Annotated in this window: 21 protein-coding genes; 13 read left to right on the top strand and 8 right to left on the bottom strand. The window is 63.0% G+C overall.

The genetic code is table 11. From position 1 onward, the window contains the following. The first annotated feature begins 5 nt into the window (after positions 1-5). Both ACUCCZ_RS01955 and ACUCCZ_RS01950 read left to right on the top strand, forming a co-directional pair. Positions 6-944 carry a carbohydrate ABC transporter permease gene (locus ACUCCZ_RS01955; protein ID WP_435917857.1) on the top strand — a complete coding sequence of 313 codons (939 nt, stop codon included), beginning with the start codon at positions 6-8 and terminating at the stop codon, positions 942-944. A 10-nt stretch (positions 945-954) separates the two neighbouring features. Continuing rightward, on the top strand, positions 955-2,316 hold the full coding sequence (locus ACUCCZ_RS01950; protein WP_435917858.1) for an ABC transporter substrate-binding protein: 1,362 nt from the start codon (positions 955-957) through the stop codon (positions 2,314-2,316). 13 nt (positions 2,317-2,329) lie between these two features. Here ACUCCZ_RS01950 and ACUCCZ_RS01945 read toward each other — a convergent pair whose 3' ends face one another. Together ACUCCZ_RS01945 and ACUCCZ_RS01940 are read right to left on the bottom strand one after the other, a co-directional pair. After that, entirely contained in the window at positions 2,330-3,457 is a 1,128-nt protein-coding gene (locus tag ACUCCZ_RS01945) for an ROK family protein (RefSeq protein WP_435917859.1), read from the bottom strand. 101 nt (positions 3,458-3,558) lie between these two features. Further along, positions 3,559-3,906 (bottom strand): holo-ACP synthase, encoded by a 348-nt coding sequence (locus tag ACUCCZ_RS01940; protein WP_435917860.1) that lies wholly within the window; start codon positions 3,904-3,906, stop codon positions 3,559-3,561. Between the two features lie 265 nt (positions 3,907-4,171). Here ACUCCZ_RS01940 and ACUCCZ_RS01935 point away from each other — a divergent pair, with 265 nt between their 5' ends. The 4 genes from ACUCCZ_RS01935 to ACUCCZ_RS01920 are packed head-to-tail and all read left to right on the top strand — an operon-like array spanning position 4,172 to position 7,201. Further along, on the top strand, positions 4,172-5,098 hold the full coding sequence (locus ACUCCZ_RS01935) for a transporter substrate-binding domain-containing protein (RefSeq protein ID WP_435917861.1): 927 nt from the start codon (positions 4,172-4,174) through the stop codon (positions 5,096-5,098). Positions 5,099-5,122: 24 nt separating this feature from the next. Then, on the top strand, positions 5,123-5,782 hold the full coding sequence (locus ACUCCZ_RS01930; protein WP_435917862.1) for an amino acid ABC transporter permease: 660 nt from the start codon (positions 5,123-5,125) through the stop codon (positions 5,780-5,782). Further along, entirely contained in the window at positions 5,766-6,431 is a 666-nt protein-coding gene (locus tag ACUCCZ_RS01925) for an amino acid ABC transporter permease (protein WP_435917863.1), read from the top strand. The genes ACUCCZ_RS01930 and ACUCCZ_RS01925 overlap by 17 nt, the downstream gene beginning before the upstream one ends. Beyond that, the gene (locus ACUCCZ_RS01920) at positions 6,428-7,201 is read left to right on the top strand and encodes an amino acid ABC transporter ATP-binding protein (RefSeq protein WP_435917864.1); all 774 of its coding nucleotides are present in this window, start codon (positions 6,428-6,430) and stop codon (positions 7,199-7,201) included. The genes ACUCCZ_RS01925 and ACUCCZ_RS01920 overlap by 4 nt, the downstream gene beginning before the upstream one ends. Positions 7,202-7,266: 65 nt before the next feature. Here ACUCCZ_RS01920 and glmS read toward each other — a convergent pair whose 3' ends face one another. Continuing rightward, positions 7,267-9,114 (bottom strand): glutamine--fructose-6-phosphate transaminase (isomerizing), encoded by a 1,848-nt coding sequence (gene glmS / locus ACUCCZ_RS01915; RefSeq protein WP_435917865.1) that lies wholly within the window; start codon positions 9,112-9,114, stop codon positions 7,267-7,269. Between the two features lie 179 nt (positions 9,115-9,293). Here glmS and ACUCCZ_RS01910 point away from each other — a divergent pair, with 179 nt between their 5' ends. Both ACUCCZ_RS01910 and coaA read left to right on the top strand, forming a co-directional pair. Continuing rightward, complete coding sequence (locus tag ACUCCZ_RS01910) at positions 9,294-10,310, top strand: esterase/lipase family protein (RefSeq protein ID WP_435917866.1); 1,017 nt, start codon at positions 9,294-9,296, stop codon at positions 10,308-10,310. Positions 10,311-10,439: 129 nt separating this feature from the next. Further along, positions 10,440-11,423, top strand: coding sequence for a type I pantothenate kinase (coaA, locus tag ACUCCZ_RS01905; RefSeq protein WP_435917867.1), 984 nt, complete (start codon positions 10,440-10,442; stop codon positions 11,421-11,423). Positions 11,424-11,460: 37 nt separating this feature from the next. Here the strand turns inward: coaA and ACUCCZ_RS01900 are convergent, their stop codons facing one another. The 4 genes from ACUCCZ_RS01900 to rplM all read right to left on the bottom strand — a co-directional run bounded on the left by ACUCCZ_RS01900 (position 11,461) and on the right by rplM (position 14,882). Continuing rightward, complete coding sequence (locus ACUCCZ_RS01900; RefSeq protein WP_435917974.1) at positions 11,461-12,129, bottom strand: hypothetical protein; 669 nt, start codon at positions 12,127-12,129, stop codon at positions 11,461-11,463. A gap of 109 nt (positions 12,130-12,238) precedes the next feature. Beyond that, positions 12,239-13,591 carry a phosphoglucosamine mutase gene (gene glmM / locus ACUCCZ_RS01895; protein ID WP_435917868.1) on the bottom strand — a complete coding sequence of 451 codons (1,353 nt, stop codon included), beginning with the start codon at positions 13,589-13,591 and terminating at the stop codon, positions 12,239-12,241. Positions 13,592-13,894: 303 nt separating this feature from the next. After that, complete coding sequence (gene rpsI / locus ACUCCZ_RS01890) at positions 13,895-14,416, bottom strand: 30S ribosomal protein S9 (RefSeq protein ID WP_435917869.1); 522 nt, start codon at positions 14,414-14,416, stop codon at positions 13,895-13,897. A gap of 22 nt (positions 14,417-14,438) precedes the next feature. After that, positions 14,439-14,882 carry a 50S ribosomal protein L13 gene (rplM, locus tag ACUCCZ_RS01885; RefSeq protein ID WP_435917870.1) on the bottom strand — a complete coding sequence of 148 codons (444 nt, stop codon included), beginning with the start codon at positions 14,880-14,882 and terminating at the stop codon, positions 14,439-14,441. A 498-nt stretch (positions 14,883-15,380) separates the two neighbouring features. Here rplM and ACUCCZ_RS01880 point away from each other — a divergent pair, with 498 nt between their 5' ends. Both ACUCCZ_RS01880 and ACUCCZ_RS01875 read left to right on the top strand, forming a co-directional pair. Then, a complete protein-coding gene (locus tag ACUCCZ_RS01880; protein ID WP_435917871.1) occupies positions 15,381-16,328 on the top strand; it encodes a hypothetical protein in 948 nt (315 codons plus the stop codon). A 236-nt stretch (positions 16,329-16,564) separates the two neighbouring features. Continuing rightward, positions 16,565-17,464 (top strand): hypothetical protein, encoded by a 900-nt coding sequence (locus tag ACUCCZ_RS01875; RefSeq protein ID WP_435917872.1) that lies wholly within the window; start codon positions 16,565-16,567, stop codon positions 17,462-17,464. 117 nt (positions 17,465-17,581) lie between these two features. On the opposite strand, the gene ACUCCZ_RS01870 is transcribed toward ACUCCZ_RS01875, so the two are convergent. Continuing rightward, positions 17,582-17,875, bottom strand: coding sequence for a DUF1540 domain-containing protein (locus ACUCCZ_RS01870; protein WP_435917873.1), 294 nt, complete (start codon positions 17,873-17,875; stop codon positions 17,582-17,584). A 252-nt stretch (positions 17,876-18,127) separates the two neighbouring features. Between ACUCCZ_RS01870 and trmB the strand changes: the two genes are divergently transcribed. Genes trmB through ACUCCZ_RS01855 form a run of 3 tightly spaced genes read left to right on the top strand, consistent with a single transcriptional unit; the run spans position 18,128 to position 20,405 of the window. Next, complete coding sequence (gene trmB / locus ACUCCZ_RS01865; protein ID WP_435917874.1) at positions 18,128-18,952, top strand: tRNA (guanosine(46)-N7)-methyltransferase TrmB; 825 nt, start codon at positions 18,128-18,130, stop codon at positions 18,950-18,952. Beyond that, complete coding sequence (truA, locus tag ACUCCZ_RS01860; RefSeq protein WP_435917875.1) at positions 18,949-19,785, top strand: tRNA pseudouridine(38-40) synthase TruA; 837 nt, start codon at positions 18,949-18,951, stop codon at positions 19,783-19,785. Before trmB ends, truA begins: the two co-directional genes overlap by 4 nt. Further along, positions 19,785-20,405 carry a class I SAM-dependent methyltransferase gene (locus ACUCCZ_RS01855; protein WP_435917876.1) on the top strand — a complete coding sequence of 207 codons (621 nt, stop codon included), beginning with the start codon at positions 19,785-19,787 and terminating at the stop codon, positions 20,403-20,405. The genes truA and ACUCCZ_RS01855 overlap by 1 nt, the downstream gene beginning before the upstream one ends. Positions 20,406-20,452: the final 47 nt, after the last annotated feature.

Genomic DNA, 20,452 nt, shown 5'->3' with positions numbered 1-20,452 from the left:
GACCAATGTCATCACTCACGATTGCATCACCCAAGACCGCTCAGGCCGCATCCTCAGGATCACACAAGAAGCGGCCGACCATTGGACGGATCATCGGTTGGGCGTTCATGCTCATCATCTTGTTCATCACGCTCTTCCCGTTCTACTGGATCCTTCGAACTGCGCTCTCCAGCAATTACATGCTCGCCACCAACCCCGATTCCCTTCTCCCAGTGGGAACGAATCTCGGTGGCTTCGAGCGTGTCTTCGGCACACAGGATGTCGCCACCGCGGTAGCACAGGGCGGTTCGGGAGCGTCGATGAATTTCTGGCGCTACCTCCTCAACTCGGTGATCGTGGCAACAGTGATCACTGTCGTGCAGACATTGAGTTGTGCCATGGCTGCATATGCCTTCGCCCGTCTGAAATGGCGTGGCAGGGACGCCGTCTTCGCCATCTTCCTGGGAGCGATGATGATCCCATCGATCTTCACCCTGCTGCCCAACTTCGTCCTCATGAAGCATCTGCACCTCATCGACACCTTGCTGGGAATCATGCTTCCCACCCTGTTGATCTCCCCATTCGCAGTGTTCTTCCTCCGGCAGTTCTTCATGAACATTTCCCGCGAGGTCGAGGAAGCCGCCCTCATTGACGGCGCGTCAAAGACGCGGGTGTTCTGGCAGCTCGTCCTTCCCATGTCGTCGGCCCCCATCGCCACACTCGCGCTCCTGACCTACATCACGGCGTGGAACGAGTACTTCTGGTCGCTGATGATCTCCTACACCGACAAGTCACGCGTCCTCACCGTCGCCCTCGGAGTGTTCAGGGCTCAGTCCCCGCAGTCTGGCACCGACTGGTCAGGACTCATGTCCGCCACTCTCGTGTCTGCCCTCCCGATGCTCATCCTGTTCGCATGCTTTGCCAAGCGCATCGTGAACTCCATCGGCTTCAACGGAATCAAGTGAGTCATCAATCATGAAGGAACACAAGAAGAACTTTTGCAAGATTCGGTCCCGAATCGCGTCACTTGCCCTCGCCGCCGCAATGACTGCTGCGAGTGCGGGCTGCAGCCAAACGACATCCGCCAAGGCCCAGATCGATTACTGGTTGTGGGACGCAAATCAGCTTCCCTCCTATGCGAAGTGCATCCACGACTTTGAGGCAGAGAATCCTGACATCTCGGTTCGAATCACCCAAATGGGATGGGGCGATTATTGGACCAAGCTCACCGCCAGCTTCGTCGCCGGAACCGCCCCCGACGTCTTCACGGACCATGTCGGCCGTTATCCGCAGTTCATGCGCCGAAACGTCCTGCAACCACTGGACGAGGTGGACAGCATTGGAAAGGTCAAGCCCTCTGACTTCATGCCCGGTCTGACATCCCTGTGGACCGGGGACGACGGACACCTCTACGGGATGCCGAAGGATTACGACACCATCGCCCTGATGTACGACCAGAAGAAGCTCGAAGACGCCGGAGTGACCACGAAGGAACTGGAAACTGCGACCTGGAACCCAGATGACGGGGGCAGCCTCGAGAAGATCTTGGCCAAGCTCACCATCGACGACAAGGGACGCCGAGGCGATGACCCGACGTTCGACCCGGCGCATGTGAAGCAGTACGCGCTTGGTACTGACCCGTATTTCGACTATGCCGGCCAGACAAACTGGTCCCCCTTTGCCCTGTCGACCGGTTGGCGTCATACGGACAAGCCCACGTGGGGCACTCGATTCCAATACGACGATCCCCGGTTCATCAAGTCCATCGGTTGGTACACCGGCCTCTCTCGTAAGGGGTACATGCCCAAGATGGGTCAGTTCGGCAAGAGCGTGACCAGTGATCAACAGCTCGGGTCCGGAAAGGTCGCCATGAGTCTCACCGGCTCGTGGATGCTTCAGACCTACGCCCATCTCGAGGGGATCACACTCGGCATCGCTCCCCTCCCGAGCGGACCGTCTGGCCATCCGGTCTCGTTGTACAACGGTCTCGGCGACTCGATATCGCGGAGTTCCACGCACAAGACCGAAGCAGGAAAACTCGTGTCCTATCTCGGCTCCGATGCGTGCCAGGTCGTCATTGGAAAGGACGCCATCGTGTTTCCGGCCCGGCCCCGGGGAACCGACGCAGCAATCGCGGCCTTCGACAGGGATGGCCTCGACGTGACGCCATTCACCGATCGGGTGACACGTCGCGAAACTGCGCTGTATCCAATCGCCGACAACACAGCCACTGTCGATTCCATCCTGCAGCCATCGTTGGATTCGGTGTGGATGGGAACGGAAGAGCCATCTGTCTTCGTCACACAGAATGAGCGCGTGAACAAAGCCATTCGATAGCTGATTGACCCACTCACGAACTGGGCTCGGGGGCCAGTATCAATGTCAAGGCGGTCATCGCCGCTGCACGGGCCCAGTCACCGAAATGCCAATCAGCGAAGTGCACAGGCGGAAGGTGGACGCATCCTCCGGTGATGCGTCCCACCTCCCGCTCAAGATCTTGGATACCGGTCTCCACAATTGGCCCGAGCTCACCTCCGACCAACAAGGCTTGTGGATCGGTGAATGCCTGAAGATTCGCAACAATCGGCGCCAAACCGACCGCCATGTATCGTCCCAGTCCAGCCACCGCATCCGCGTCGGTCTCGGCCAATGCCGTCAACTGATCGACATCGGTGGGCAGACCGAGCTCCCCTGCTCGCGCCAGAATTGGGTCGGTCGTGAGAACCTGCGATGCAGGAACCAACCGCTCGTGAGTGTGCGAATACGTCATGAGGTGCTGTTGCAGACCAGCTTTGCCGCCCGTTCCCCGCACCTGGACTCCCTGATCGACGACACAGACAGCGACACCCATTCCGACGGTGATGACGTTGAATGAGGAGGCTCGACGACCGAGCCCGACTCGTTGTTCCATCGCAACGAGACATCGAACATCATTCTCGAGGTACACCGGGGCTCCCACACGCTCAGCAAGGCCGTCAAGGATCCTCCCGGGCTCCGCCTCGACCAAGTCATTGACCAGGAGGGTGGCGTGATCAGTACCGACGATCCCTCCGATCGAAACCCCGATCCCGATGACGGTGCTCTCCTTTGAGAGCCGAAGAGCCGCATGGACCAATCCCGTCAGAATCTGGTCTCGAGTGGTACCTCCCGTCTCGATCGTCTCCGATTGTTCGACATCGCCCGCGAGATTCGTCCGACATCCCACGATCGAGGTCGGCAGGATCTTCATCCCCAAGAGACTCACGTGGCTGCTGTTGGGATTGATGATCTCCCCCGGACGCCCCATTCCGGACCGCGCTGCAGACGTCGTCATCTCCCCGGCCGTCACCAGTCCGCAGTCGAGCAGAACATTGACGGCCTTCGTGATGGAGCCATTGGGGACCCCGATCATCCGGCTCAACTGAGCTCGGGTGCACGGTCCTTGGCGCAGCAGGTCATCAAGGACCTTGCACGGAATGACGCTCCTCGCACCGAACACCCTGTCCCAGGGTGCGGTCCTTCGCGGGTCGACAAACACCCCTGCTCCTCACCACTCATCAGCTCGGTGACGTGGTGCCACCGGGTGGGCCCTCGTGAGGGTCACCCCTCGCACACCACCATGGCCACAGCCACGCCGGCGTCATGACTCAGTGATAGATGCACCCGCGTCACCCCCAGGTCGGATGCCCGTCGTGCCAGGGATCCACGCAACTCGAACTGCGGAACGCCACCGTCGGACACCACCTCGCAATCTTGCCAGGACAGCCCGTCTGCCCCACCCAACGCCTTGAACAGAGCTTCTTTGGCGGCAAATCGGGCAGCCTGGGAGCGTGACGGCGTCGCAACCTCGGCGTCGGTGAGGACCTTGCGGGCCATTCCCGGATGACGCTTGAGAGCCGCCTCCCACCTGGAGACGTCACAGACGTCCACCCCGATTGCCATGATCACCCGTCAAGGGTACGCGCTGGACGCTGCACATCATTGCAACGAGCAACCTTGAACTGAGCTCACCAGACATCTAGTCTTACATGATGAGAGCACATCTCTCAATACAAGACATTTTCAAAAAATTCTTGATCCATGAACAAGCTACTTTCTTGGCTTCACGACGCCGTTGGACGACGATCTCACACCGTCAACAATGGCAGAAGAGCCCAAGGACAATGTGATAGTCCAGTCTTGGAGGACACGTCACCAGCAACAGGAGATTCCCATGTCCCGCATCACGCGTCACAACCAGGCCACGAGCCCGCGCACCACTGTCAGGTCTCGCCCCCACGCAGTCGTCGCCATGTTGTGCGGACTGATGACTGTCGTGGCCGCTGCCGGGTGTGGATCCCCTGACGTGGGAGGCAGCTCCGGAGACTCCGCAGAGACCGCAAGCAACGTCGGTACTCGCACTCCCGAGCAGATCAGGAAGGACGGCACCATTCACATCGGCACCTTCGCTGACAAGGCCCCCTTCGGCTCTCTCACCGGCAAGAACACCTACGAGGGTTACGACATCACCTACGGCGAGCGTCTCGCCAAGGACATGGGTGTCAAGCTCGAATGGGTCCCTGTCGACGCCGCATCCCGCGTCGAGTTCCTCGAGTCGGGCAAGGTTGACATCATCCTTGCCAACTTCACCGTCACCACAGACCGCGCCAAGAAGGTCGACTTCGCCAATCCGTACATGCAGGTGGCCTTCGGCGCCGTCTCCCCGACCGACCACCCGATCACGAAGGTCTCCGATCTCGACCACGCCAAGATCCTCGTCGTCAAGGGCACCAGCCAGGATGCCTGGGTCCAGGAACACCATCCGGAGTGGAAGGTGACGAAGTTCGAGCAATACGCCGAGGTCACCAGTGCCCTGGCCGATGGCCGCGGCGACGTCTGGATCACCGACAACACCGAGGCCGTGGCATTCACGCGCCAGAATGACAAGTTCGTCACCGGTATCACCTCCTTCGGCGACAAGGCGACCATCGCCCCGGCAGTCCACAAGGGCAACGACCCGCTGCGAAAGTGGATCAACGACGACCTCGTCACGCTCGGCAAGGAGAAGTTCTTCCATCAGAACTTCAAGAAGACCCTGGAGCCGGTCTACGGCGACACCATCAAGCCCGACCAGCTCGTCATCGAAGGTGGAAGGAAGTAGGGCTCGCCCCCTACGTCAGATCACATGGATTTCGACGTCATCGGACGGTCGCTCCCGCTCTATGCGGAGGCGGCCGCCCTCACTGCTCGCATCGGCATCATCGGTGTCCTCGCGTCACTGCTCCTCGGCGCGCTCTGCGCGGCTGTGCAGTACTTCCGCATCCCGGTGGTACGCCAGATCGTCGCCGTCTACGTCGAGCTGTCGCGCAACACCCCGCTGTTGGTCCAGTTGTTCTTTCTGTTCTATGGCCTGCCGAAGGTCGGCGTCATCATGTCCGGCGAGACCTGCGCCATCGTCGGACTGACGTTCCTGGGCGGGTCCTACATGGCTGAGGCGCTGCGGTCCGGCCTCGACGAGATCCCCCAGATCCATCGCATGAGCGCCGCGGCCCTCGGACTGAATCGCCGGCAGACCTTCGTCCACGTCCTGGCGCCCCAGGGGGTGGCCACCGCGATGCCGGCACTCACCGCCAACACCATCTTCCTCGTCAAGGAGACCTCGATGGTGTCCGTCGTCGCCCTGCCGGACCTCGTCTATCGGGCCAAGGAACAGATCGGCAACTCCTACACGACGACCGAGGCTCTCTTCCTCCTCGTCGTGTTCTACCTGCTCATCCTCATCCCGATCGCCCTGCTGGGCCGCTACCTCGAGAGGAGGACACGTCGTCATGCAGCCACTGCTTGATCCCCAGACCTGGGTCCTGCTGCTACAGGGGCTGTGGGTCTCGGTGCGGATCGCCCTCGTCTCGATGGTGTTGTCCATCGCGCTTGCCCTCCCACTCGGGCTGGTCATGGACTCCCGGCATCTGTGGGTGCGAATCCTGACTCGTGGCTACGTCGAGGCGTTGAGGCTGCTCCCCCAGCTCGTGCTGCTCTTCGTCGTCTACTTCGACATGGCTCAAGTGGCCGGCCTCGACGTCAGTGGCGAGGCAGCTGCGATCATCGTCTTCACCCTGTGGGGCACTGCGGAGATGGGCGACCTCGTGCGTGGAGCCATCGCGGCGGTACCCCATCACCAGATCGTCAGCGCCCAAGCCCTCGGCATGTCTGACCGTGCGGTACGACGACACATCGTCATGCCGCTGGCACTTCGCCAGCTCGTGCCACTGACGGTCAATCTCGTCACCCGCATGATCAAGACGACGGCCCTCGTCTGCCTCATCGGTGTCGTCGAGATCCTCAAGGTGGCCCAGGCGATCATCGATCGCAACCGTTTCGATCACCCGGACGCCGCGCTGTGGATCTACGGGACGGTCTTCTTCCTGTACTTCGCCGTCTGCTTCGTCATTTCCATGTACTCCCGTCACCTCGAAAGGAAGATGGCGCTGTCATGACAGATCACCACCTGACCCTCGAGGGGGTCACCAAGACCTATGCCAATGGGGTGACGGCCCTGCGTGACGTCTCCCTCGACGTCGCCCGGTCCGAGGTCGTCGTCATAGTCGGCCCTTCCGGCTGCGGCAAGTCGACCCTGCTGCGCACCATCAACGGCCTCGAGACGATCGACTCGGGCACCGTGACCTTCGACGGCAAGGCCCTGGAGTACACCCCGTCGGGGCTGCGCCAGATACGCGAACGCGTCGGCATGGTCTTCCAGAATTACGAGGTGTTCCCACATCTGAGCGTCGAGGACAACCTGTTGTTGGCCCCCCGACTCGTCAAGCACGAGCCCAAGGAGGTCTCGCGAGGACGCGCCCGCCGACTGCTCGACCGCGTCGGGCTGCTCGACCGCGCCTCGGCCCTTCCCCGCCAGCTCTCGGGTGGCCAGAAGCAGCGCGTGGCGATCGTGCGAGCACTCATGATGGAGCCAGAGGTCGTCCTCCTTGACGAGGTGACGGCATCCCTGGATCCCGAGATGGTCCACGAGGTCCTCGACGTCGTCCTCGAGCTTGCCCGAGACGGCATGACCCTGGTTCTCGTCACTCACGAGATGGATTTCGCGCGAGCCATTGCCGACCGAATCGTCTTCATGGACGCCGGACAGATCGTCGAGATCTCGAAACCGGACCAGTTCTTCACCAACCCGACGAGCGAGCGCGCGAGGACATTCCTGCAGATCTTCAACTTCGACGAGGCCGATCACCAGGAGCAACCGTCCCGCTGACGTCTCAGGCACAACGCACATCGCCCCCGGAATCCCCGGATTCCGGGGGCGAACTCGTGCAGACATCACTCCACGGTGACCGACTTCGCCAAGTTCCGTGGCTGATCAACATCGTGACCCTTGGCCGTTGCCAATTCACAGGCAAACGCCTGCAACGGCACGGCAGCCACCAAGGGCTGCAGCAGGGTCGAGCACGCCGGCAGCTCGACAAAGGTATCCGCGAATGGTTTGACGTCGTCGTCACCACGCTCGGCGAGCACAATTGTCCGGGCACCGCGGGCACGGATCTCCTGAATGTTGGACACCACCTTGTCGTGAAGCTGGTCGCGACCCTTCGGAGGCACAACGACGAAGACCGGGGTGTCCTCCTCGATGACGGCGATCGGGCCGTGCTTGAGCTCGCCAGCGGCGAAGCCCTCGGCGTGCATGTAGGCGATCTCCTTGAGCTTGAGCGCGCCTTCCAGGGCCACCGGGTAACCGACGTGGCGGCCCAGGAAGAAGACGGCTTCCTCCTCCTTGGCCATGACCCGGGCCAGCTCGTAGACCGGCTCGATCTCGTCGAGGACCTCCTGAATCTTGCCCGGCATCTGATCGAGCTCGGACATCACGCCGCGAATCTCGTCGCCGTACTTCATGCCACGCACCTGAGCCAGGTAGAGGCCCAGCAAGTAGCAGGCAACCACCTGGGTGAGGAATCCCTTGGTCGACGCGACGCCGATCTCCGGGCCGGCGTGGGTGTAGATGACGGCGTCGGACTCACGCGGAATCGTCGCACCATTGGTGTTGCAGATGGCGATGACCTTGGCATGCTGCTCACGAGCGTGCCGAATGGCCATGAGGGTGTCGGCGGTCTCGCCGGACTGGGAGATCGTCACGACCAGGGTCGTCGGATCGATGATCGGGTCGCGGTAACGGAACTCGCTGGCCAGATCGACCTCACAGGCCACGCGGGTCCAGTGCTCAATGGCGTACTTCGCGACCATGCCGGCGTAGTAGGAGGACCCGCATGCCACCACGACGATCTTGGTGATGCGTCGCAGATCCTCCGGAGAGATGCGGATCTCGTCGAGGACCAGTTCGCCTCGGTCGGACCAGCGACCCAGCAAGGTGTCGGCGACAGCGCGCGGTTGCTCGAAGATCTCCTTGCGCATGAACCAGTCGTGGCCCTGCTTCTCAGCCGCCGACAGATCCCAGTCGACGTGGTAGGGGCGGGCCTGGCTGGGATGACCGTCGAAGTCAGTGACAGTGACATCCTCGGAGGTCAGCACGACGACCTGATCCTGACCCAGCTCGAGGGCCTCGCGGGTGTGTTCGATGAAGGCGGCGACGTCGGAGGCCAGGAAGTTCTCCCCCTGTCCCAGCCCGACGACCAGCGGGGAGTTGCGACGAGCAGCCACGACGGTGTCCGGGGCGTCGGCACTGATGGCGACGAGGGTGAAGGCGCCCTCGAGTCGGGAGGCCACCGCGCCCATAGCCTCAGCCAGGGAGGAACCCTGCTGCATGTGCAGGGCGAGCATGTGCGCTGCAGTCTCGGTATCCGTCTCCGAGGTGAAGGTGACGCCCTGTCCCTGGAGCTCGGCACGCAGCGAGGCGAAGTTCTCAATGATGCCATTGTGGACGACCGCGACCCGACCGTCGAAGGACAGGTGAGGGTGGGCGTTCTCGTCAGTCGGGGCACCGTGGGTCGCCCAGCGGGTGTGGCCGATGCCCTGATTGGACTCCGGGAGCGGATGAGCAGCGAGCTCTGCCTCAAGATTGGTCAACTTGCCTGACTTCTTGGCCCGATGCAGGCCCCCATCTGCCACGACCGCCAATCCAGCTGAGTCATATCCTCGATATTCGAGACGCCGGAGCCCGTCGATGATGACGCGCTCGGCCTGTCGATGACCGCAGTAACCAACGATTCCGCACATGGCAAGAAACGTACATGAATCATGAGCGGGTGGCGAACCGCAACGCCTGAACATTTGAACGTGTGATGACCTCGCGATTTGCACAAATAGCCTGGTTCACGGATACCCATCTCCCATGACCCTGCCGACTCATAGGTTCTTGCACATCCTGCACCGACGCATGATTGAGGAAACAACGCATGAGATCAAAGAAGTTCGCAGCAGTCCTGACCTCCCTGACCACCGTCGTGGCCACCGCCTTCGCGGCCATCTCGACTGCCCCGGCGCATGCCGCCGAAGCCGACACCTCGGTTCCGCCCGAGATCACCATGCCTGGCAGCCCGGACGGTGTTCCGTCGGCTGGTGACGGGCCCCGCAAGCTGTTCACCTACCCGGCCTCCATCTACGCCCTGGCCCACCCTGGTACCAATCCCCAGGGAGCCAACGACTTCGGCTGCAAGCCGCGCGAGGGCCAGAACCCCGTCGTCCTGCTGCCCGGCACGAACTCCGACGCCTACGCATCCTGGTCGATGTACTCCCCGAAGCTCACCAAACTCGGCTACTGCGTCTTCTCCCCCAACTTCAACGGACTGAAGCTGCTACCGAACTTCGCCTACACCGGTGACATCCGAGTCTCCGCCAAGGCCGTTGCCGGTTTCGTCGATCGCGTTCTCGAGGCCACCGGGTCCAAGAAGGTCGACATCATCGGATGGTCCCAGGGTGGCGGCCCGCTGCCGAACTACTACATCACCAAGCTCGGCGGCGACAAGAAGGTCGACAAGCTCATCGCCCTCGCCCCGTCGAACCACGGCGTCGGCCCGAAGGCCGTCTCCAAGTTCGTCAACGAGGCCGTTGACGAGGCCACACACGAGCAGATCGAGAGCGCCTTCGCCAAGGCCAACATCGCCAGCTACGAACAGCAGCTCGGCTCGTCCCGCTTCAACAAGGAACTGTACGGCAACGGCCCGGTGACCCGCCCCGGCGTCAAGTACACAGTCATCGAAGGCCGCTACGACGACGTCGTGGTGCCGTTCACCAACGCCTTCCTGTACGAGCCCGGCGTCAAGAACATCCTCGTTCAGAACACCTGCCACGCTGACCACGCCAGCCATGTCAACTTCACCTACGACACCAACGTGTACCAGATGGCCGTCAACGCCCTGGACCCTGACCAGGCCAAGCCCGTGGTCTGCGCCCCACAGCCCTTCCTCGGCTGATCCTGTTCGTTCTCACCACTGACGGCGCAGCCTTGCAGGGCTGCGCCGTCCACGCATTGGACTGTGCACGGTGCCCTCGGATGAGTACAGTCGTTCGACGTCATACACAGCCACGATGAGGTGTCCACCGTGAATCTCACCCCACCTGCTCCCGCAGACGACGACAACACCGAACCAGGTCCATTCATCGAGTTGTCGCGGGAGTCCTGGGCCGCCCTTGCCGAGTCCACCGAGATCGACATTGATGAGGCCACCCTGGATCGTATCCGCGGTCTTGGCGACCCCACGAGCCACCGCGACGTCGTTGAGGTGTACCGCCCGCTGACTCAGCTCATCCACCTGTACTGCATGCACACCGGCGCCCTTTTCGACGCCTCCAACACCTTTCTGCAGCTCACCCGCCATGGCATGCGGCGTACCCCGTTCATCATCGGGATCGCTGGGTCGGTGGCGGTCGGCAAGTCAACCGTCGCCCGCCTCTTGCAGGAATTGATGGGACGATCCCCCCGTCGTCCGATCGTCGATCTGGTGACAACCGACGGATTCCTCTACCCCAACAAGGTTCTCGAGGAGCGCGGCCTGCTGTCGCGAAAGGGATTCCCGGAGTCGTACGACCGCAAGGCGTTGCTGAAATTCGTCGTCGGCGTGAAGTCCGGGATGCCCGAGGTCACGGCCCCGGTGTACTCCCACGTCACCTACGACATCGTCCCCGGTCAACAGCTCGTCGTCCGTCAACCTGACGTCCTCATCATCGAGGGCCTCAATGTCCTGCAGCCACCGCGTCGTCGCAGCAGCGGGACGATGGGACTGGCGCTGAGCGACTTCTTCGACTTCTCGGTGTACGTCGACGCTGAGGAGACCGACATCATTCGGTGGTACATCAACAGATTCCTGACCCTACGCCAGACCGCGTTCACCGATCCGGATTCCTTCTTCGGCGACTACGCGCGCATGCCCGACGACGAGGCCATCTGCGTGGCCAGGGAGATCTGGGACACCATCAACGGCCCAAACCTGGTTCAGAACGTGCTACCCACCCGCGGCCGCGCCACCGCGATCCTTCACAAGGGCCCCGACCACGAGGTCCGCAACGTGTGGATTCGGAAGGTCTGAGCCACACCGGGTCACCCCGATCCGCCTGGGTGACTGTTCAGCCGATGTGCCAGGCGAAGGGGTCAGCGACTCGCGACGGCGACACGGCCGAATCGAGCTCGTGTGCGTCGCTGATCGCCGAGATGAGGACCTTGTCCGGGGACTCGATCCCGACGAGGACGTCATGTCCCAATTCGTCAGCGACGGGCTGTCCCAACTCGGGCACGAGGAGCCAGGAGGACACCAACCAGGACGACCCCGCGACGGTCATGATGTTTCCGTGCCGGGTGACGTCGAGATCGTCGGTCAATACGGTTGCCAGCCTCTTTGAGCCAAGACGATAAGCGGTGTCCAGATCGTCGATCTCGGCCAGAGCCGCGTCATTGAGAAGCTCGACCTCGTCGTTCAGCCACGCCAGGGCGACGAGGAGTCCGGGAATCGGGGACCCCGTCGCGGGCGACACCAGAGGACGCGCGTAATCGAAACTGCGTCCGGCTCGCTCCCGATCTCCCACGATCCTCACGACGACGTGGTCAGCGAGGGTGGCGTCGGTCAGGCGGGTCGCCCCGTCGAGAAGGGAGCGCACCATGCGCGTGACGAGTTCGTCAACGACCACCTGCCAGTCCCTGCGATCATGACCGTCGAGCTCGTCGACCATGGGGGCCAAGGGGATGTCACCAACGGAAGTCACCGCATGATCGCCCTCAACCCTCGCGTCGATCCCCATGGCTGCCAAGGACTCCTCGACCATGCCACGCAGACAATTCGCCGCCCCGACGTCCAGACCGGGCAGGTCGGCATCAGGGCGGCGACGGAACAATGCCACGATCAGAGCTTCACAGGGCCAGGCAGGTCTTGACGGTCTTGGCCAGCTCGGAGCAGATCTGGTCGGCCTCCTCCTGGGTGACAGCCTCGACCATGACCCGCACGACCGGCTCGGTGCCCGACGGGCGAAGCACGACGCGCCCGGTGTCACCGAGCTTCTGGTTGGCGTCGGCGACCGCCTTGTTGACGTCCGGGTCGATGCCGGCACGAAGCTTGTCGACCCCGCGTACGTTGACGAGGGCCTGCGGCAGGCGGGTCATCACCGACGCCAGCTCCTTGAGGGTCTTGCCAGTGCGGGCGACACGGGCCGACAGATGCAGACCGGTGAGGACGCCGTCACCGGTGGTGGCGAACTCGCTCATGATGACATGACCGGACTGCTCGCCGCCGAGCGAGAACCCGTTCGCGTTCATCGACTCGAGCACGTAGCGGTCACCAACCTTGGTCTGGTCGACGTGAATGTCGTGCTCACGCATCGCCAGAATGAGGCCGAGGTTGCTCATGATCGTCGCGACGACGGTGTTGGAGGCCAGACGATGGTCCTCCTGGAGGGCCAGGGCGAGGATGGCGATGATGTGGTCGCCGTCGATGATGTTGCCCTCGTGGTCGACGGCCAGGCAGCGGTCGGCATCGCCGTCGAAGGCCAGGCCCATGTCGGCCCCAACCTCAACGACCTTGACCTGCAACTTCTCCGGGTGAGTGGAACCGCAGCGCTCGTTGATGTTGAGACCGTCAGGCTGGTCGTGGAGCGCGATGACCTCCGCCCCTTGGGCCCTGAAGGCCGCCGAGGCGGTGTAGTAGGAGGCGCCGTTGGCGGTGTCGAGGACAATTTTGAGCCCCTTGAGGGTGTCCTGCTGGCGCAGTGAACGCACCAGGTGGTCGACGTAGGTGTCGACGGCCTGTGGGGTGTAACGGATGCGTCCCACCTTGTCGCCGATGGGTCGAGCCCACGGCTCACCCATACGCTGCTCGATGGCGTCCTCGAGGTCGTCGGGGAGCTTCACACCGCCGCGCGAGAAGAACTTGATGCCGTTGTCAGGCATGGGGTTGTGGGAGGCTGACAGCATGACGCCGAGGTCGGTGCGGTACTCGTTCACGAGGTAAGCCGCAGCCGGAGTCGGGATGATGCCCACGCGCAGGACGTCAACACCTGCACTTGCCAAACCGGCGCATACGGCCGCCTCAAGGAACTCGCCCGAGGCGCGAGGGTCACGTGCTACCAACGCGGTGGGTTGGCGGTGCCCGAAGGCGCCAGCCTCACCCAGGACGTGGGCGGCCGCAACCGAGAGGTCGAGGGCCAGTTCGGCGGTGAGGTCCTGGTTGGCCACGCCGCGTACTCCGTCAGTTCCAAAAAGTCGTGCCACGAAGTACCACTCTACCCACCGCTCACGCCAAGTGAACGAAATACCCGCCGAGCCTGCCAGGATCGGGGGATTCGACACTGGCGTCGGGGGGTGTCCTCGAGCCTCCTCCGATCACCCGTGGAGATGCTGACAGGTACCTGGGGTGCTGCCACGAGACGTGGCAGCGGGTCGGCAACTTCCCAGGAAATCCACGCGCGTCGCAGGAACATTCCGCTCGTCGACAGCCGGGGGTGGGTCGAGAAACGCCTCGGGGCGGCCCTCCACCATGGGAGAGCCGCCCCGAGTTTCTGGGAAAGGACCAGATCAACGCTTCGAGTACTGCGGAGCCTTACGGGCCTTCTTGAGTCCGGCCTTCTTACGCTCCTTGACGCGGGCGTCACGGGTCAGCATGCCGGCCTTCTTGAGGGCGGGGCGGGAGGCCTCGGCGTCAACGTTGTTGAGCGCGCGGGCGATGCCCAGACGCAGTGCGCCAGCCTGGCCGGTAATGCCGCCACCGCCGATACGGGCGATGACGTCGTAGGCACCCTCAACACCAGCGGTGGTGAAGGGCTCGGTCACGATCTGCTGGTGGACCTTGTTCGGGAAGTAGTCCTCCAAAGTGCGGCCGTTGATCTTCCACTGGCCGGAGCCGGGGATGATGCGGACGCGGGCGATGGCCTCCTTGCGGCGACCGGTGGCAGCACCAGCGGCGATCATGGCGGGGCGATTGGACTCGCCAGCGGCCACGGCCGGGGTGGAGTCGGTGCGGTAGGCGATCTCACGGTCGCCCTCGATGAACGGGGTGACCTCGGTGTTCTCGAGGTTCTCGGTTGCGGTGTCAGTCACTGTCACAATCCTTCGTGGACGATCACTGGGCGATCTGGGTGATCTCGTAGGGCTGCGGGTTCTGCGCAGCGTGCGGGTGCTCAGGGCCGCCGTAGACCTTCAGCTTCTTGAGCTGCTGACGCGACAGCTTGTTCTTGGGCATCATGCCCCACACCGCGCGCTCGACAGCGCGGCGCGGGTCCTTCTCGAGCATCTCGCCTATGCTGGTGACGCGCAGGCCACCCGGACGACCGGAGTGGTCGTAACGCAGCGAGTCAGTGGCCTTCTTGCCGGTCAGCGCAATCTTGGAGGCGTTGACGACGACGACGAAGTCACCGGTGTCGATGTGGGGGGCGTACTGCGGCTTGTGCTTGCCGCGCAGGAGGGTGGCAGCGGTGGTGGCCAGACGGCCCAGGACGATGTCCTCGGCGTCGATGACGTACCAATTGCGCTGCACCTCGCCGGCCTTGGGGCTGTAGGTGGTCACAGGTACCTTCTCGAACTCGGTCCCATGCGTGAGATCACGCACAGGGATCTTGCAACGTGGTGGTGCTCTGCGGGCGATTCCTCCACTCGACGACGTGACACGCCGGAGATCGGAACCGCATCACGACATCGCTGTGTCGGACAGACGGAGCGACCGCGGCGGCCAACTCCCGTTTGCTCGAGGGCAACGGCAGAAGCATACACGGGTTGCACACCGAGGTTCAAACTGGAGGCGGTAGGGCGTGCGCTCCTCTGGTCACCGACATCAAGGCCCCGCCGGTACCCCAATTCCCCGAGGCGCATCCACCCCCCGGCCCATGCCCCTCACCCCCAAACCGCGAGGTAATGCCGTGAGGTCGCGGCCTGGTTGCCACCAGTGGTAGCAGCCAGAAGCGCCCTTCAGAAGTTTTCCACAGAGATGTTGGAGTGCCCCCACACTCTTGTCCACAGATTTCACCGAGGGTGACGGATTTCAGAACCTCAGGCGACAACTGAGGGTATGAACGAACTCGGCTTCGAATGGCGCGCAAACGGCGGAGTGGCCCGCATCCATCGATTTAGCCACCTGCGAGGACAAGCAGACCGGGCGGTAGCCGCCGGGAATGCGGTGCGGATACTCCCCGGTGTGGTGTCCCCGGCAACAGTTGCACGTGACCCGAGAGTACGGATCAAAGGGGTGCACCTGTGGCACCGGGATGCCGTACTCATCGGCAAGGCCGCCCTCGTCATGCAGGGGTTGAAACCACCAGGCGAGTACCTTCACGGTCTCGATGCCGTGAAGGAAGTCGAGGCCTACTCACGTACCCGCTCAATTGAACGGGAGGGCATCCGTGTCCACCGGTGGCGAGTCCCCCGTCGGTACGTGACAGACAGACATGGCATGTGGGTCGTGGAGCCCGAGGTGTCAGTGCTCCTCCTGGCAATCCGCGGGGACTGGGCATGGGTCTGTGAGGCACTCCGACAGGGGTTGGTGAGCCCGGAGTCGTGTCGAACCTCGCGATCCAGCTTGTCCTGGCGATTCAGCCGACATCAGATCGCGTCCGCCCTCGCCGACATCAACCTCAGGTCCTGGTCGATCCCCGAACTGGAATTCGGAAGGTTGATACGAGCCGTCGGCATCACTGGCGTGAAGCCAAATCATGCAGTGCGAGCCGGGGATCGCCGATACATCCTCGACAAGGCCTTCGAAGCCGAAAAGGTCGCCGTGGAGATTGACGGCCGGGTGATACACGGAACGATCGACGGCTACGAGAACACGATGATGCGTTCAGCCAACCTCGACCGGTCGGGCTGGAAGATCCTCCACGCCACTCCCACCATGATCAGGCAACACCCACAATTTGTGCTGGACTGGCTTGCCTCCCACCTTCACCGGCGGCACCGCCCTCGGACGGTATTCCCCGAACACGTCCTGCGCCAGATCATGGCTGGCATCGTTCCCGCCTGATGCTGGTCGTTCTCACCCACACCCACTGGACTCAGGCCCGCCACTACCACCGATGACTCATACTGGTCAGCTCGTGGAATTCCCGACAAGATTGAGGTCCCCTGCCACTCCAGATGGCACGAACCCCACAAGTTCTCGCCATCACCACGGGACCTTCCAACAAATTGACCCCCGGCTCATCCCCCCATAGTCCCTTCATGTTAGATTAGGCTCGCCTAAACCGAAGGGATGTGACGATGACTGCCACCGGCAACACCAACGACGGCGCGGCCTCAGATCTGGAGGCCCACATCGCATCGATCTTGCCACAACGCAGCTCTTCTCTCGCGCGGCGCATACTCGGCGGCGCGGGCATGACCACGATGGTCGCCCACACGATGATCTCGGCCAACGGTCACCCCGACGAGTGGACGTGCGACCTGCAGGCTCACGGAGTCACAGCGTCGGGGCGATTCGTCGTCGCGATGCGGTCCCACCCAACACAGTCGCTCTGCCAGATTCCTGCTGGCGTACCGACCGACGTTCACCTGGAGATTTCCAAGGACGCCCCAGAACCTGCAATCCGGTTGCTGGCGGCCACCCTCCACATCCTCGGAACCGTCACCTGGTTGAGCACCGACCAGGTCGATCACTTGCTGGCCACCGACGTGTTGCCGAGTGAGGTGTCACTGATAACCGGATTCGACGATGGCCTCGTCGGCATCATTGACCCACGCCAGGCCATCCTGCACGACGCCGCGGGAAGCGCCGAGATCGACATCCCCACCCTCATCGCCGACATGCCCAATGACGAGGTATTCCCGTCCACTGATGACGAGTTGTCAGCCCTTGACGTCGTCGCCTCCATTGGCGACTTCCACCTGTCGAAGCTGTGCGATGCGGTGAGACAACAAGCCCTGCCGGGCTGCACCTGCTGGTCGCGAGCCACCCACCACGCATGCCCTCACACCGTGGGAAGGGTGTTCTGCGCCGACATTGACCGCACCGGGCTGACTCTCATGTACGTCAACCCCGATCAAACGGGGGTGGTGTTCATTCCTCTGGACCGGGACGTGACGTCGCTGTATGAACTCGGGGCCGCTGTTGCGCGACTCCCCCTGATGAACTCGGGTCCGGTACGCCCTACGCGTGTCTGACAGCCGGATCCGCGACAGCGTGGGCCCTCTCTCCCCCGAGGGGGCCCACGCCTGAACCACGGCGGTCAGTTGCGTCAGGGCATCATCCCTTCAACAGGCAAGACGCCTACGCCTGACTCAGCGCGCTTGGTATGCCGTGCAAGCCGCAGCGTCACTGATGGTGACCTCCTTGGCGGTGCACAGAAGCTTGTCGTTGTGGATGCACTCGATGCGATGGCAGGCACCAACGCGCCCGTCAGTCGAGGAAAGGCCGGCGCGAGCGTCAAGGTGAGCAACGGTTGCGCAGGTGGGCTTTCCGGCGGTTCCACCGACCGTCACCGCGAAGGCGGTACAGCCGGAATCATTGAAGGCACAAGCGGTGCGGTTGCAGGAAACAACGGGAGTTGCGGTAGACATGTCGAAACCTTTCATAAATGACCACCGCGTGTCTGACACTGCCAATGCTAGACACTCAAAACAGCGTTCACAAGCAAGGTAAGCCTCATCTCAGAGTCGCATCTGACAAGGAAGAACACGTCTCGAATTAGCGAATTGACTGTTTATCTTTTGATGCGCTGAACATTCAGATATTCATGCTTTCCACAACGTTGGAAATTCCAAAACACAGACCTTCGCAAATTCATCCGCACCTGCTGTCGGCGCAATCGCCTAGCATGTGTGCCCATGACCGACGACCTCGACTCCCCATCCGGGAGCGACTCTTCCTACCCGCAGTCCACTACCGCGGAATACTCCGACGCCCACTCAGCCGGTGCACATCGTTCGGGTGACCGCGCACGACGCGGCGTCGTCTCCTTCGTCCGCCGGTCCCCCCGCATGAACGTCTCCCAGCAACGCGCCATGGACACCCTGGCCAGCACGTACATGATCGACGTTCCTCGTGACACCACCAGCACGTCCGTCGCGCCTGACGCCCGACTCGACCTGCCGACGATTTTCGGACGCGTCGCCCCACTCACCCTCGAGATCGGGACCGGATCCGGCGACGTCCTGGCCACCCTCGCCGCAGCCCACCCCGAGCGTGACTTCATCGGGTTCGAGGTCTACCTGCCCTCAGCCGCCAGCGCTCTCACCAAGCTCCATGCCGCCGGAGCAACGAACGCGCGCCTCGTCCTCGCCGACGCGACGGCCGGCCTGGACCACCTCGTCGAGCCCGGTCAGGTCGACGAGATCTGGACCTTCTTCGCTGATCCGTGGCACAAGAAGCGCCACCACAAACGTCGCATCGTCAACGCCGACGTGGCCCGTCTGGTCGCGTCACGACTACGCCCCGGCGGTCTGTGGCGTCTGGCGACCGACTGGGACGACTACGCCACCTGGATGGTCGACGTGCTGTCGGCAGAACCGCTGCTCGAATCAGTCACTGCGGGGCCTGACGGCTTCAGTCCGCGTTGGGAGGAGCGTCCGGTGACCCGCTACGAGAAAAAGGGGCTGGCGGCCGGGCGAACCGTCCACGACCTCACCTGGCGTCGCGTGGACGAGTCATGACCCGCTGGCGTCTGGACATCGCCTACGACGGGGCGAACTTCTCAGGATGGGCGGCACAACCGGATCGTCGCACCGTGCAGGGGGAATTGGAGACATGGATTCCCCGAGTGCTCCGGCTCGACGGGCCAACCCCACTGACGGTGGCTGGGCGGACTGACGCCGGTGTCCATGCCCGAGGCCAGGTGGCCCACGTCGATCTCCCCGACGACGTCGACACCTCCTCGATGCTGCGCCGGTTGGCGCGGGTCCTCGATTCTGACGTCGTCGTCACGTCCATCCGTCCTGTCCCAGACGAGTTCGACGCCCGCTTCTCGGCCCTGTGGCGCCGTTACGTCTACCGGCTGTGGGACGAGGGCTCCCGACCCGATCCGCTGACGCGATTCCACGTGGCGTCCGTACGGGGGCACCTCGATCTTGACCGTCTCAACACGGCCGGAGAATCCCTTCTCGGGCTTCGCGACTTCGCCGCCTTCTGCAAGTACCGAGAGGGAGCCACGACCATCCGCACCCTTCTGGAGTGTCGCGCCGAGCGTGTCAACGGCCCGTACGGAACCGTTGAGGTGAGCGTCCGGGCCGACGCCTTCTGCCACTCCATGGTCAGGTCCCTCATTGGCGCTCTGACAACCGTCGCCTCAGGTCGCCGCGACCAGCATTGGCTCGACGAGGTCGCCGCCAGCACGTCGCGGGCGTCGTCAGTGCTCGTCATGCCAGCCTGCGGTCTCACCCTGGAGGAGGTTGGCTACCCGTCCGAGGGCGACCTTGCAGTGCGTGCTGCCCAAGCCCGTTCCCGTCGAAGCCACGACGAAATCTGCGACACCTGTTGGGAGGACTGATGAGCCAATCCCACCGCGATAGCCACGCGCCCAGTCATTACTTCACGACCCCCGAGAAGCCGGTGCAGACCCGCACCATCACCGTCAACGTCTGGGACGGCTCCATGACGATGACGACCGCCGGTGGAGTGTTTTCCGGCACACGCCTCGACCCGGGGACCGCCGTCCTCATGCGCGAGATCACTCCCCCACCCTCCGACGGCACCTTCCTCGACCTGGGATGCGGGTACGGACCCATCGCCTGCGCCTTGGCACGGGCCTGCCGCGGGTCAGAGGTCGTCGCGGTCGACGTCAATGACCTCGCCATCGACCTCACCAACCGCAATGCAAAAGCCCTCGAGGTCGGCGACCGCGTCCACGCCTGCCGTCCCGAGGAGGTCGATCCGGGCCTGCGCTTCGACGAGATCTGGTCCAATCCGCCGATCCGCGTCGGCAAGCCGATCCTGCACGAGATGCTGACGACCTGGCTGTCACGGCTGACCGACGAGGGAGTAGCGCACCTCGTCGTCGGAAAGAACCTCGGTGCGGACTCTCTCACCCGCTGGCTGTGCGACCAAGGTTTCGACGCTGCCCGGGTAGCCTCCGCAAAGGGTTTCCGGGTCATCGACGTCAACGCCTGAGCTCGTCGTAGACTGATGTGGTGATGATAGGAAGGGTAGCCGTGCCT

The organism is Cutibacterium nasicola, from assembly GCF_052654715.2.
Note: the sequence above shows the minus strand (reverse complement) of the source record. Positions and strands in the feature narration are given on the sequence as shown.